Annotated in this window: 15 protein-coding genes; 1 reads left to right on the forward strand and 14 read right to left on the reverse strand. The window is 41.9% G+C overall.

Features of this window, described 5'->3' with window-relative positions; translation table 11 throughout:
- Positions 1-681: 681 nt before the first annotated feature.
- From NST31_RS07455 to NST31_RS07495, 9 genes are all read right to left on the reverse strand, one after another.
- The gene (locus NST31_RS07455; protein ID WP_077111405.1) at positions 682-1,278 is read right to left on the reverse strand and encodes a PP2C family serine/threonine-protein phosphatase; all 597 of its coding nucleotides are present in this window, start codon (positions 1,276-1,278) and stop codon (positions 682-684) included.
- Positions 1,275-2,069, reverse strand: coding sequence for an RNA polymerase sigma factor SigB (gene sigB / locus NST31_RS07460; protein ID WP_077111407.1), 795 nt, complete (start codon positions 2,067-2,069; stop codon positions 1,275-1,277). The genes NST31_RS07455 and sigB overlap by 4 nt, the downstream gene beginning before the upstream one ends.
- Complete coding sequence (gene rsbW, locus NST31_RS07465; RefSeq protein ID WP_077111409.1) at positions 2,047-2,520, reverse strand: anti-sigma B factor RsbW; 474 nt, start codon at positions 2,518-2,520, stop codon at positions 2,047-2,049. Before rsbW ends, sigB begins: the two co-directional genes overlap by 23 nt.
- Complete coding sequence (locus NST31_RS07470; RefSeq protein WP_077111410.1) at positions 2,521-2,850, reverse strand: STAS domain-containing protein; 330 nt, start codon at positions 2,848-2,850, stop codon at positions 2,521-2,523. It abuts the gene before it with no gap.
- A gap of 76 nt (positions 2,851-2,926) precedes the next feature.
- Positions 2,927-3,934, reverse strand: coding sequence for a PP2C family protein-serine/threonine phosphatase (locus NST31_RS07475; protein ID WP_077111411.1), 1,008 nt, complete (start codon positions 3,932-3,934; stop codon positions 2,927-2,929).
- 15 nt (positions 3,935-3,949) lie between these two features.
- Positions 3,950-4,351 (reverse strand): anti-sigma regulatory factor, encoded by a 402-nt coding sequence (locus NST31_RS07480; RefSeq protein WP_077111412.1) that lies wholly within the window; start codon positions 4,349-4,351, stop codon positions 3,950-3,952.
- Between the two features lie 3 nt (positions 4,352-4,354).
- Positions 4,355-4,711: an STAS domain-containing protein gene (locus NST31_RS07485; protein WP_077111413.1), complete on the reverse strand. Its 357-nt coding sequence runs from the start codon at positions 4,709-4,711 to the stop codon at positions 4,355-4,357.
- Entirely contained in the window at positions 4,708-5,544 is an 837-nt protein-coding gene (locus tag NST31_RS07490) for an STAS domain-containing protein (protein WP_321189672.1), read from the reverse strand. The genes NST31_RS07485 and NST31_RS07490 overlap by 4 nt, the downstream gene beginning before the upstream one ends.
- A gap of 765 nt (positions 5,545-6,309) precedes the next feature.
- Positions 6,310-7,266: an LPXTG cell wall anchor domain-containing protein gene (locus NST31_RS07495; RefSeq protein ID WP_339164800.1), complete on the reverse strand. Its 957-nt coding sequence runs from the start codon at positions 7,264-7,266 to the stop codon at positions 6,310-6,312.
- Positions 7,267-7,511: 245 nt separating this feature from the next.
- On the opposite strand from NST31_RS07495, the gene NST31_RS07500 reads away from it, so the two are divergent.
- A complete protein-coding gene (locus tag NST31_RS07500; protein WP_339164801.1) occupies positions 7,512-7,664 on the forward strand; it encodes a hypothetical protein in 153 nt (50 codons plus the stop codon).
- Between the two features lie 381 nt (positions 7,665-8,045).
- On the opposite strand, the gene NST31_RS07505 is transcribed toward NST31_RS07500, so the two are convergent.
- From NST31_RS07505 to ade, 5 genes are all read right to left on the reverse strand, one after another.
- Positions 8,046-8,615, reverse strand: coding sequence for a hypothetical protein (locus NST31_RS07505; protein WP_339164803.1), 570 nt, complete (start codon positions 8,613-8,615; stop codon positions 8,046-8,048).
- A 243-nt stretch (positions 8,616-8,858) separates the two neighbouring features.
- Positions 8,859-9,209, reverse strand: coding sequence for a type II toxin-antitoxin system PemK/MazF family toxin (locus NST31_RS07510; protein WP_077111417.1), 351 nt, complete (start codon positions 9,207-9,209; stop codon positions 8,859-8,861).
- A 4-nt stretch (positions 9,210-9,213) separates the two neighbouring features.
- Positions 9,214-9,495 carry a YlcI/YnfO family protein gene (locus NST31_RS07515; RefSeq protein WP_018709208.1) on the reverse strand — a complete coding sequence of 94 codons (282 nt, stop codon included), beginning with the start codon at positions 9,493-9,495 and terminating at the stop codon, positions 9,214-9,216.
- A 180-nt stretch (positions 9,496-9,675) separates the two neighbouring features.
- Positions 9,676-10,839 carry an alanine racemase gene (alr, locus tag NST31_RS07520; protein WP_339164808.1) on the reverse strand — a complete coding sequence of 388 codons (1,164 nt, stop codon included), beginning with the start codon at positions 10,837-10,839 and terminating at the stop codon, positions 9,676-9,678.
- A 619-nt stretch (positions 10,840-11,458) separates the two neighbouring features.
- Positions 11,459-13,207 (reverse strand): adenine deaminase, encoded by a 1,749-nt coding sequence (ade, locus tag NST31_RS07525; RefSeq protein WP_077111421.1) that lies wholly within the window; start codon positions 13,205-13,207, stop codon positions 11,459-11,461.
- Positions 13,208-13,573 lie beyond the last annotated feature (366 nt).

Below are 13,573 nucleotides of genomic sequence, written 5' to 3' on the forward strand. Positions count from 1 at the left end.
ACAGCGAATGAAATGTACTTGGAAAAAGGCTTACTGTTTTCGAGAACTTCCGTTGCTCGAACACGGCGGAAATGAAGACGCGCTCGTTCCTGAAAAATGTGAACATGACCATGAAGCGACCGACTGCGCAATGATCTTTTCAATGGATTGATCGGGAACATGTTATTCCCGATAAAATTCCTATTACGAGAATGATGCCATCAGTACAAGGGAGCGATCGATTCCATTAAAATCAAATAATATGATAAAATACCGGGATGGCTCCAGAGCCGATACGCTATACGGAAACGAATCCAAAACGTTGACGTACGGTATCACCGTTGGACCAATTCGGTTTGGACAGTTTTTGAGCCGGGTGATGATGAGACTTGTAAAAATAAAAGATCAATCACTATAAGTTCATCAAGATAAAAACGTTTCCGAAAAACACTGGGCACAGCAACGTTATCAATGATAGCCTTTGCCGCCAATGTTCCATCTCCCTTTTACTTAACCGCTATATATATATATCCGCTCCATCCTACCTAACATCTTCGCACACCTTGGGGATTGGTTACTCCCCATAACGACAGAAACTCACATCACAAGCAAAGCGTTTGTGATTACTGCCTTTTGTGTTTTTACGTTTAACCTATCAAATTCACTTTTATACGATATTAGCCCATATTAAAAACCCGCTACTTAAAGCAGGCTGCCTACAATAAAAGTGACATCATCAGATTTGTTTGCTTGGGACAGTTGTAGCTTATTGGCGAGTGTATACATTGAAGCATAGGAGTTCAAAAGCTTTTTTGATTCAACTTGTGTAAACCCGTCGGAATGAATCAGAAATCTCGATTGCGGTTCATACGAAAAAGTCTGTGTTCTAATTTTTTGCGGCCTTCCCGACATATAGCCGGTAATAGGCATTGGATAAATTAAATTTCCAGAAGGAGTATATACATAAAATCGAATGTTTCCGACACAGCTATACTCAAAGACATGGCGGGCAAAGTCAACCTTTAAAATGGCGACTGCTGCCCCCCTTTTGCTTAATAACACCCTATTGCTAAATTCCATTAATGTATACACGTCTTCATCGGGATTTGATTGTACAACTGAAGTAACGGCTTGGGAAGATTCGTGCGCATATTCCCCGCTTCCCAGTCCATCGGCAAGTACACAAAGAAAATAGTCGTCGGTCGTCGTCATATAAAAACTGTCTCCGCAAAAATGATTGCCTTCTTTTGCTCTTTGAAAGGCGTATGCTTCCAGCTGTTTATGTTTTAAGTGGATCATAAGGTTGATTTCTCCGTATCAATTGGTTCTGCAAAAATGGCCTCCTGAAGCTTTTTAATCGCTCGCCTTTGCAGGCGTGACACGTGCATTTGCGATATGTTCAACAAGTCTCCGGTTTCCTTTTGGCTCAAGTTCTCCAAGTACGTATACTGGATAATTTTCTTTTCCCTTTCGGTTAATACGTGCAGCACTTTTTCAACAACAAGTTTTTGATTGACTCTTTCATAGCCTTCGTCCACATTTCCAATAATATCAAGCAACGTAACAGTGCTTCCATCCGCATCCGCTTCAATGGAATGATCAACTGATAGCGCCTGATAACTTTTCCCCATCTCCATTGCTTCCAGCACTTCTTCTTCCGTCACATCCAAGCACTCGGCAATTTCATGAATTTGGGGAGAGCGCTGAAGTTCACTCGTCAATTCTTCTACGGTCGTTTTGATTTTGGGACCTAGTTCCTTAATTCGGCGAGGTACATGAACGCTCCATGTTTTGTCACGTAAAAATCGTTTAATTTCTCCAATAATCGTCGGTATCGCAAATGCTTCGAAAGACTTTCCATAGGATTCATCATAACGGCGGATGGCTCCTAAAAGACCGATGATTCCAACTTGAAAAATATCTTCGTGATGCGATTTTCCTTTGGAATACTTCCGGGCAATCGATTCTACCAGATTTTTATAATGCATGACGAGCTTGTCTTGAGCTTCCCTATCTTCATGAAGTTGAAACGCCTTGATCCATTCGTTGACCTCGCTTTTGGCGATATCAGGTTGAGATTTTTTCGGCATCCATCTCCACCTGCTCCCTTTCGAGAAATTTCGTCATGAACACGCTGACGCCTTTGTGCAGCTTTACATTGACTTCGTCCATTAGACTCTCGATTAAATACAGACCCAAGCCTCCTTCACGCAAAAATTCCACTTGTTCTCCATTAGAATAAGGACCTGTTTCTGCGCGGGTTTCTTTTATATCGAAGCTTTTTCCGGAATCTGCTACCATAACTTCCAAACGGTTCTCATAAAGAGCAAAGCCTACTACAACTTCCCCGTTCTCTTCCCTGTTGTAAGCATGTTGGACAGCGTTGGTCACTGCTTCACTTGTGGCAATTTTAATATCTTCAATGACTTCATAGGAAAAGCCCATTCTGCTGGCGATTCCTGAAAGGGTTAACCGTATGACTCCAACATATTCCGGCTTTGCGGGAACCTTCATCTCGATATAATCAAACGATGCCTCCATTTATACTCCACCCTCTACCTCGGTATTGATGTCCATCACATCTGCAAGCCCGGTAATATCAAACAGCCTTTGCAATCTTTCCGACATTCCAGTTAATGTCAAATCTCCTTCATTTGCGCGGAGCTGCTTAAATAACCCTACGAACACCCCAAGACCCGTGCTGTCCATGTATGTAACTTCGGTTAAATCTACAACTAATTGCATTCCCTTCTTCTCGGCATGCTTTATTAATTCATCTCGAACTTTAGGAGCTGTGTAGGCGTCAATTTCACCAGCTATAGACGCGTGAACAGCATTGTTGTTTTCGGTTATTTTTATAGAAACATTCACAAATATCCACCCCTATATAATTCCTGAATAGTTGCTTTTAACACTTACCCGCGTTTTCAAAAAGATAAACATGTTTTTATTTCGTTCTTTTTAAAATGATTAACGTAAAGTCATCCCGCAATTCAAATTCCTGTAGTCTTTCCAAATCTTTAAACACATTATTCACGATTTCCTGGGCTGGAAGATGAATATATCGATCAATGTAACTTGTGAGATCTTCCCTTTCGATAAAACCTTCTTCCGTCCGGCATTCCGTTACCCCATCGGACATGAGAATAATCATATCACCCGGTTCTAATTGGATTTCATACTCTTTATATTCGGTATTTTTATTAATACCAAGCAATAAACCTCTGCCGCAAAAATCTAAGTATTCCTTGCTTTTCGCCTTATAAAAAAATCCCGGTTCATGTCCGGCGGTCGCATAGCTGAATAGATGTTGCTTTGCATCATAAGTGCCATAGCACATCGTTATAAACATATTCGGGTCAACGTTTTGCTCCACGACACGGTTTAAACTTTTCAATACCGAGCCGGGACTGTGATCATCTCCCGGAAGGCTGTCCATCGCATATTTAATCATTGACATCGAAAGTGCCGCGGGTATGCCTTTACCAATAACATCAGCGATGGCTATTCCGACGAGGTGGCTATCGTTTGAAACAAAATGGAAATAATCTCCATTCATTTGTCGGGCCGGCACACTGATCGCCCCAATATCCACCCCTTTAACCGAAGGAATGGATGTCCTTAGCAGTGTTTCCTGCATGTTTGCCGCTACTTCAATTTCGTTCCGCAAAGCCAGCTGCTCCGTTCTAAGGCTTTGATGTTCCCGATAGGCAAGTCCGTAGCCCAACATCACTTCTAGAAGCACATCAAAAGAGTCAATGATTTTTCCAGCAGAGTAATTTTCTTCCATCATAATGGACTTGTGAAGGCTGATTACTTCCTCTGGTGCTATTTGATGTTCAATCAATTTCCGGCTTAATTTTTGTCCTTGATAAAGGATATTTTCATCTTTATCGTTTAGGTATTTCCGAATAATCTCTTTGTACTTCGGTACAATTGTTTCCCAAAACCCCATTAAGAATCACTCCCCTTATCGGAGCCACTTCACCGCAGTTACCACAGTGCCTTTTCCTGGTTCAGACTCTATATTGAAATCATCCATCAGCCGCTTTACACCTGGAAGGCCGGCGCCCAATCCCCCAGAAGTGGAATACCCGTCCTCCATTACTCTGCGAATATCTTCAATCCCGGGTCCTTGATCCTGCGCGATAATTTTAAGCCCTTTTTTTCCATCCAAAAATTCTTTCTCTATCCAAACTTTTCCTTCACCTGCGTATAAAAAGATGTTTCGAGCCAATTCGCTGATTGCAGTTGTTATTCTTGCCTGGTCAACTACCCCAAAGCCCAGTTCCTTTGCTGCATTTCTGCCTAATTGGCGAACTGCCACGATGTCCCATTCATTTGATATTTTTACAAAGGACTGCAGCTCCATAGGCTAATCCCCCAGTTCCTGTTGTAATTTATCCAATCCATTTTCTAAATCAAGGGCTGTAGTCACGTCCTCCATGCGAATACCCAACTCAATAAGCGTAATGGCTACAGCAGGTTGGATCCCGGTAATGACTACTTTGGCTCCCATTAGCTTGGACATTTCCATTACATCGCCCAGCACTTTCGCGATAAACGAATCAATGATATCGAGCGAAGTAATATCAATCACGACACCACGAGCATTGGTGGCATGAATTTTATTTAAAAGATCCTCTTGGAACTCCAGTGCTGTCTGATCATCGAGTTCCCATTGAATCGAAACTAGCAGACAATCCCGAAGCTTTAAGATTGGTATTCTCAATGAGCACCCTCCTCAAGTACCACTATTTTTCTATTTGTGAAGGCTAGTGCTTTCTCTATTCCTTTTTGCAATGTACTCGTCGTCGTAATGTGGTTCAAATGAATGCCGAGATTGACGATTGTCTGGGCGATTTCCGGGCGAATTCCCACAATCATGCATTTTGAACCTACAAGCCGGACCGCATCCGCCGCTTGAATGATATGATGAGCCACCATGGTATCCACCACAGGCACACCGGTAATATCGATAAGAACGACATCCGCCCGATGTTTGACAACACCCGACAGCAAGTTTTCCATGATCAGCTTGGCACGTTCCGTGTCGATGGTTCCCACCAAGGGCATGACGGAAATTTTTTCAAATACGGGTATGAGTGGAGCTGACAGTTCCTGAAGAGCCACTTTTTGTAAAAAAACTGTTTTCTCCCAACTATTGGAATATGCCTCGACGATTTGTCTGTTCAATGGGGAAATCCAATTTTCTATTTCATGAAAAAGTTTCACAAGATCATCGGCCCCATAATTATTTTCTTCCTTCATCCAGTCAAAGATAAGGGTCTTCAGTACTTGCAGGCCGGACATTAAAAAGGTGAGCGGCCAGCCAATTCTCACAACTTGTTCCGCAAATCTTTCGACTTTCGTTTCGTAACGATTCTCTGAATCTACGATATTGAAAACAGCGATGTCAAAAAACTCCCTGCTTATGCTTTCAAATTTATCGTCAGAAATGACATGTAACGGGCCATCCCCGCCCAGCTGTTTCATCTCCACGATCCAGTCATCCATCAATTTGTTCCTATTTTTTTTCAAAAAATTGGCGACTTCCATTTTCAACAAATTTCCTCCTATTCGTACAGCTCCTTAGCTTCAATGATATCAATAACCCTATTTTAACAATATCAGGCCCAAAAAAACAATTTATCACCACAATATTTTACAAATAATTCCAATAATAATCGTTGCCAAACGCTATTGCAATCTCCTTATTTTTACAACAAGAGGGCTTGCAAAACCTGACGGCTACTAGTGAAGGCAGCCCATAAAACTTGCTGTCACGCCGGGTATGACTTTTACGACTCATCCATTGTGGCCAAATCATTATGAAAGAAATTAACGATGCGATTTCCAATTTTGCACAAAAATAACCTCTCTCATGGCCTATGGTGCTTTCTTTTCATTCTGATAGTCTAGTTGCATGAGAGTTTTTCCCAGATGTTACCGATCACTATCATCCCGTTCGAATGGGGCGCTCACCTCATCTGGACGAGGAATATTGATCATCGGCTTCCACAGTGGACGTTTTTCCTTCCGCCTCCGTCCATACTAGTATAAGTGATCTCTTCTAACACCTTGTCCATATGAATTATATCAAATAAGGATGACTTCATTCGCATGTCTTCTTCATTTCACTAAATATGCATTACATTTCACCATTAAGAGGAAATTTAATAGTTAAAAAGTCTTTAGTTTGGTTATTTAATCATGATTCTAAGAAGGCCGTTTAAGAAGGCTTCACTATAAAAAAGTGAAACAAAAAACAGTCCACGCATTAGTTTCTAACACATGGGACTGTTTTTGTACATTAAAGAACTATTTCGTTCAAACTTGGCGTCTTCTTTTTAGCCACAACCAAAATAATATACTTATTCCGAGACTAAAAATAATCATTCCCATAAGCAAGTACCAAAGCATGTTCGTAGCTGTATTTGGCAGTGGCTTATTAGGAGCAGGCTGCGCTATTCCTTGATCATTTCCTGCCTCATCAACAACTCTTTTCTCTGTTTCTTTGTTAAGTGCAGCGGATTGTTTCGTGTTTTGATGTTTGTTACCCAATTCCGGCTGCTCGGTTTTCGGCGGGGTCTTCACCCCCGATATGGATGCGCTCTTCGTTCTGGCTTGAATCGTTTGGCTAGATTCATTTCCGTATATATCTCCCGATATTAATTGATAAGTATAAACCGTATCCGGCTTTACATCATGGTCTGTATATACTTCATCCGTTCCTTGTAATGTCGCAATTTCTTTTCCATTTTTTAATAGCCGATAATAACTGACCCCAGAGGCGTCTTCAGCCTTGAATTTTAATTTTACTGCTTTTTCCCCAGGTTCAGCTTCAAAGATGATTATGTCAGGCGATTGGTCATCTGAAAATACGGCATACGTTGAAAAATGTGGCACTCTTGCTGTAATGACATGTTTCTTTGGATCTACTTCGCCACCAACATGCACCCATTTCCTTTGTTGTTCATCAAGATAATAAATAGCTACTTGGGCACTTGACAATTTTTGATCGTATCCCATCGTTAAGGTATATGGATCTGTCAGGTGGAACGGATTTGGACTATCAACCGTAAATGAATATCTATCGCCTGCTTGGTTTAGCCCCTTATAATTTGTGTTTCGTATATCGGCATGTTGAATAAACATTCTCGTTCCTGCAAGCAGATTTTCGGGGGTGGAAAGCTGTACATTTGTACCTTTTAATGTGTAAGTTTTCCCTGATTTTAATATTCGTTGCTCGTTCAAGTAAAGATAATCATCGTCTATTTCAAACAACCAGCTTTCTTCTATGTCTCCGTAAGTTGCATAAATGACGACTGTGCCGTACTTATGAAACTGAATAAGCCCATCATTTCGTACACTGGCAAGTTCAGAATTGCTGGATTTAAAAGTAGCTTTGTGCCTATATGTTGGTTTTGGTTCGTTCTTTTCATATACAGGAACGACATTGAGTTGATACGTATCCCCTACTTTCAGTTCAGCGGGAGAATGCTTACGCTTATAAAAAGCAAAATAATTATATGACAGCCATTTATCAGTTAAAAAAAGCCATCCAATTAATACCTGCTCTTGAATTTTATGAATGTTTAATTGATTTTTACCGGAAAGAAGGGATGGAGGAACAAGTAGCGATGTGGAAGAGGCGGATGTTGGAGTATGATAAACATCAATAAAAGAACGTGAAATACGAAAAACCCCTGAAAGGAAACTTGGAGGGAAAGAGTATATTTCTTATCTCTCGTTTATAGGAAAGTGATCATAAACAATAGCGAACCTGTTTCCATTTACAAAATGCCGATAACAGCATTCGAAAAAGAAATAAACGACATTGTTGGCTGTTAGACAATACGGGGAAACTCTCCCCCTTGTTTATACAAGACATTCCCTGTACTACACCCGGCTGCTCTTTACCCGGTGAACAGCAACTGCTCCAGCTCATCAAAATGTTTCCCGGGCTTCCCCCACTTGTTCGGTCTACACGTGGGGATGTAGCACACGATTCCTCGTTCCAGAGAGAGGGCACCTTCCTCCAGACTCGGGTTCCTTAGTGGTATTTACGAATCATTTATTTCGTTATGAACCATTTGCTTCAGTATTTTTTGTGTCGTAAAAGGCTTTATAAAAAGTAAATGGAATGTGTTTGTGATCCCGAGTCCACCCAAGACCAAAAAATCTAGCCGGGCAAACACCAATGTCAATATAAAAGAAATAAGGGCCATTAAAACACTCAAACCGCCCCCGGCGTATATGGATACACGATATTGTTGAATCCCTTTTCTGGCATATGTTTCCATGCTCTCCCTGTTTAAAAAAATCTCCCTTGGCTTTTGTGCATAGAAACTTCGATAATACATTTTTGCTACGAAATAACTCCCGATGATCACAATGCCAATGCAAGTAAGTAAGAACATAATCACTACATTTCCTGCAAATGAAAAGTAGAGAAATATTTCATTGGCCAAGTATATTCCTCCAAGGATGGCAAGTGAATAGATGATTAATATGAGAATCGCATAAAACTCCTGGTGCTGAAACTTATAAAATTTATGATGTTCTCGGTCATAAAATATCGTATATGCTTTTTGTTCCCGATAAATCGGGATGAGTTTATCTATTTTTTGCATTCCTTATAATCCCCTTTATATATTCGCTTTAACATGGGATTCTCACGGATCACAATGCTTTATCCAGAGGCTCTATCAGCATATTGATTGAGCATGTTTTCTACAACAAAAGCCTTATCATGAAAGCATCCATTGGTCAATAGCTTCATAAATGTGGCTCATATAGCCTGTTTTACTAAAAATGATCATAAAAAAGCTTGTAGAGAATCATAATACCTGCATTCCCTACAAGCTGACAATTTTTTAAAAAGAGATGAGGCCCAAACTGATTTGTAAGGCATCATCCACCTTTTCCATCATTTCTTCGTCCAGATGTGTAATTTTATCCGTTAGACGCTGCTTGTCAATCGTTCTAATCTGTTCAAGCAGAATGACTGAATCCCGTTCAAAACCATAACGCTTTGAATCAATTTCTACATGCGTAGGCAACTTAGCTTTTTGGATTTGTGCTGTAATGGCCGCAACAATGACCGTGGGGCTGAAACGATTCCCGATATCGTTTTGGATCACGAGCACCGGCCTGACTCCCCCTTGTTCCGAGCCTACTACCGGGGATAAATCGGCGAAATATACATCGCCTCGCTTAACGCCCAAAAGATCATCCCCCGCTTACAAGCCGTTCGACAGTATGCTCTGCCTCGTATTCCGCCTGTATAGCCTCCGATGCAATCGCAAGGTTGATCTTGGCCATTTCCATGTAGCCTCGTCTCATTGATTCTACTATGTGGCGTTTTTTTCGTTCACGAATATACATTTTCGTAGCGCGGTAAATAAATTCGTTTCGATTTACATTCTCTTGTTCTACAAATCCGTCCAGCTCCGCCAAGAGTTGCTGTGGTAAACGAATAATAATTTCAGTTGTTGCGCTGGATTCAGACACTAACCACACCTCCACCATCAATACAAGCCGTTTTAATTCAAATCAACTATAATCATACCATCAAACAGCAGTCCTGCAAAGAACATTTGGGATTCTTTTTCTATTATCGGCCCGGCAAAGAATTCCTTATACATCATTTCTCCCTTTTTAGCTGAATTCCTTCTTTTTTCTACTGAAATTTTACAAAAATCGAGTAGAAAGTTTATTTTCAATTTCGACGGCTTGCTTCCCTCGTTTAAACACCCTCGGAACACGAAAATTGATCGAACATGTTACTTCATAATTGATTGTATCAAGCTTTTGGGCGATGTCATCCACGGAAATAAACAGGTCTTGCCGCCCGCCGATGAGCGTAACTTCTGTTCCAACCGGAAAATAGCGGGGGAGACGAATCATTGTTTGATCCATACAAATTCTCCCAACAATCGGGGCAAATTCATCTTCTATAATAACCCGCTGGCCTTCCAGCTTTCTGAGCCAGCCGTCCGCGTACCCAACCGGAAGCGTGGCGATCCACTCTTCTTCGCGGGCCTTGTAACAAGCTCCATACCCGACGCACTCCCCGGCCTGCAGCTTTTTAACATGAACAATTTTTGTATGCCATGAAAGGACCTGACTGGTTTCCGGAGTAAATTGTCTTTCTTCTGATGGAGAAAGACCGTAAATGGCGATCCCGATTCTCGCTGTATTGAACAAGGAATCATGGTGGCAAAGGGCAGCAGCGCTGTTTGCGGCATGAATATAAGTCGGAACTGTTTCCAAAAGATCAATAAATCGTTTGAATTTTTCCAGTTGCTGCTGATAATAACCTTCTTCTTGTTGATCTGCAGTCGCAAAATGCGTAAAGATGCCCTCAAACAAAAACTTGTCCGATGCAGAGACCATTTTTTCAACTTCTTTCAGCTCATCGGCTCTTCTAAGGCCAATTCGTCCCATGCCGGTATCGCATTTTATATGGACTTTTAATACGTCGCCGTCCTTCATCGACCGGCTCGCTTCCTCTAACCAGTCTGTTTGAAAAACGGGTACGGAAATATTGTAACGGGCAGCCACTCCGGCATCGCTTGGCCGAATAGCGCCAAGCACGAGAATCGGCGCCTCAATTCCATGCTTTCTTAGCCATAATGCTTCATCTAGCAGTGCCACAACCAAACCGTGCGCCCCTGCTCTTAACGCTTCCAAGCCAACCTGCAAAGCCCCATGGCCATACGCGTTCGCCTTCACGGCGGCCAGCATATGTGTGTTCCGCGGCAACGCGTTTCTGATCATTTTAACATTGTCATACAAGGCATCTAAATCAATTTCCGTCCATGTATCACGGAAAAATGGAATTTCTTCATTCAAGTAAGTCACACTCCCCAGATCGACTTCACATTATTGATTATTCAATCAGGGCACACATATGTCAATTGATTTTTAGAAAACCTTCCCGTTCGCTTTATTGTGATTTTTGCGAAACATTAAGGTACTTTCTCTCTTCTGTCCAATTAAAAGCTGTTGTTTTCGTTGTAGCGGTTGCAAACATTGATGCTGGAATGTGTGAATATGGAAAAATGAGGAAATGATCAAGTTGGGAAGGGGACAACCTACTGCCTCCCAAATATAAGAAATGCATCCATGTTGTAAATATTTATCCAATCCCATTCTGCGCTCTCCATCCAAACAACTGCCAGAAGACGGGTTTCCTAAAAGCTATGGCCGAAAAAAATTCTTTCTTCTATAAAAATAGCCTAAAAACGAGCATAGACTTTCACGTAAATGATTTGACATTTTTCGTATGCAAAATCCTGAATATTACCATCATAAGTCATTTTGGCAAAAAAACAACACCGCAAAAAACAAGAAAATATATTGAACCGTGGATTTTTCACTTCCCCATCGTTCCTTAAACCAATCAAGCTTTTCCTGGCGACGTATCTCCCGCCTTGAAACGGGAGACTTCATGCCAGATAATACGTTTCACCTATGTAATGTTACTCGCTTCAATTTCAATATGCCGGAATGTTTTTACATCAAATAACCCGGTATCAGTCAGTTTTAATTCAGGAATAACGGGCAAGGCAATAAAGGCTAAAGTAATAAACGGGTTAAATTCCATGGAGCAACCTATTCGCTCCAAAGCTTTATTAACCTCTTTGATCCGCTCATGAATCACCTGATAATCCAGATCCGACATTAATCCGGCAATCGGCAGCGGAAGGGAAACAATGGGCTTTCCACCTTCCACAACAACGAGGCCGCCTTTCATGTCTGCTGTCACCTGAATGGCCATCAGCAAATCATCATCATTTGTACCGGTGGCGACAATATTATGCGAATCATGGGCAACTGTCGACGCAATAGCCCCTCTTTTCATCCCCATTCCTTTCACAATCCCAAGACCGATATTTCCTGTTTCGTTATGACGTTCGACGACTGCTATTTTCAACTGATCTTTTTTGGTGCACGGCTGAAAAAAACCATCAATCACATCCACCTTCTCAATAAGGTGTTTTGTGACAATCATCTTTGGCTTGATTTCAATAATATTTGCTCTGTTTCCTTTATTCATTCTCACTTTTAAATCTTCACGAGATACGTGCTTTATATGGAGGCTGTCTGTTATGGCGGGTGACGCAACGAAAGCCTTCTTAGGCTGGATCACATGGCCATTTTGGGCTACTAGGTTTCCTCTTTTATATACCCGATCAATATCGACGGTCTTGAGGTCGTTTAACAGTAGGAGATCAGCTTCATACCCCGGTGCGATGGCCCCTTTTGTTTTAAGTCCGAAACATTCTGCCGCATTTAAGGTAGCCATTTGAATGGCAAGTAGAGGATCGAGTCCTTCACGTATGGCTGTTTTTACATGATAGTCGATGCTTCCCTCATCAATGATTTCATCCAGATGCTTGTCATCCGTAACGAATAGGCAGCGGCGCGCAGTATGTTCATGAACAGCTTTCAGCAGAGCAACCAAGTCTTTGGCCGCCGAGCCTTCCCTCAACATCACATACATCCCTTTTCTCAATCTTGTCAGGGCTTCCTCCGCTGTCACACATTCATGGTCGGTACGGATTCCCGCGGCCATATATACATTGATTCCATCCGAATGAATTCCGGATGCGTGGCCATCAATATGCCTTTCTCTAGCCGTTGCATTCATGATTTTGTCTAGCATATTGTCATCTTTATGAAGCACTGAAGGATAATCCATGACCTCTCCGAGTCCAATCACTCTGGGATGGGAGTAATATGGTTCCAAATCTGAAGCTTCAAGCGACGCTCCCGCATTTTCAAAAGGCGTGGCGGGAACACATGATGGCAGCACCAAGAGAACCTCCAGTGGAATATCTTCGGATGTATGGAGCATAAAGTCGATTCCATACGTTCCTGCTACATTTGCGATTTCATGCGGGTCGGCAATGATGGTCGTCACCCCATGCGGAAGGACTACATTGGAAAACACCGGCGGAGTGACCATCGCGGACTCAATATGGACGTGGCCATCAATAAAGCCGGGCACGATATACTTGTCGGATGCATCCACCGTTTCCTTCCCTTCAAATGTTCCTGTTCCGGCGATATAACCATCCACAATGGCAATATCCTCTCTGATAATCTCCCTTGTAAAGACATTGACAACCTTGCCGTTTTTAATCACTAAATCAGCCGGGGCTCTTTTTGCCGCCACGTCTATTCTTTTTTTCAAGTTTTCTTTTGTAATGCCCAATCCATATCCCTCTCTTTATTTACTGCATAACCCATATAGCGCCTTCAACATTTTCCATAAAGCGCAAGTCACCCCTATGGCGATGTCTCCTATCAAAGCTACTATAGTTATGAGTGCGCCTGCCAATACGATCGGAACTATTCGCACCGGGAACACGAAAACGATCGCAGAAGAAAATAATGCAAAAGAAATCCTCCGCAAACACGCATCCCTATTAACGCCCTCCCAGAATAAAGGACGTTCCATCGTGCCATCAAATCAGCCTCTGGTGAACACATTCAATTTTTGGATATCCGGGCTTTCCTCATTAATCCAAAGTTGGATATCCGTTTTTCTCATCAACCCAATGAATGTAGCCAAGTTATC

The sequence above is a fragment of the Siminovitchia sp. FSL W7-1587 genome (genome assembly GCF_037963795.1).
GTDB classification, from domain to species: Bacteria; Bacillota; Bacilli; order Bacillales; family Bacillaceae_C; genus Siminovitchia; species Siminovitchia thermophila.

Excerpts from the sequence above, each read along its gene's own strand:
- rsbW (WP_077111409.1), bottom strand. The coding sequence starts at position 2,520 with ATGGAGGCATCGTTTGATTATATCGAGATGAAGGTTCCCGCAAAGCCG.
- NST31_RS07455 (WP_077111405.1), bottom strand. The coding sequence starts at position 1,278 with ATGATCCACTTAAAACATAAACAGCTGGAAGCATACGCCTTTCAAAGA.
- NST31_RS07500 (WP_339164801.1), top strand. The coding sequence starts at position 7,512 with ATGACAGCCATTTATCAGTTAAAAAAAGCCATCCAATTAATACCTGCT.
- sigB (WP_077111407.1), bottom strand. The coding sequence starts at position 2,069 with ATGCCGAAAAAATCTCAACCTGATATCGCCAAAAGCGAGGTCAACGAA.
- NST31_RS07505 (WP_339164803.1), bottom strand. The coding sequence starts at position 8,615 with ATGCAAAAAATAGATAAACTCATCCCGATTTATCGGGAACAAAAAGCA.
- NST31_RS07480 (WP_077111412.1), bottom strand. The coding sequence starts at position 4,351 with ATGGAGCTGCAGTCCTTTGTAAAAATATCAAATGAATGGGACATCGTG.
- NST31_RS07475 (WP_077111411.1), bottom strand. The coding sequence starts at position 3,934 with ATGGGGTTTTGGGAAACAATTGTACCGAAGTACAAAGAGATTATTCGG.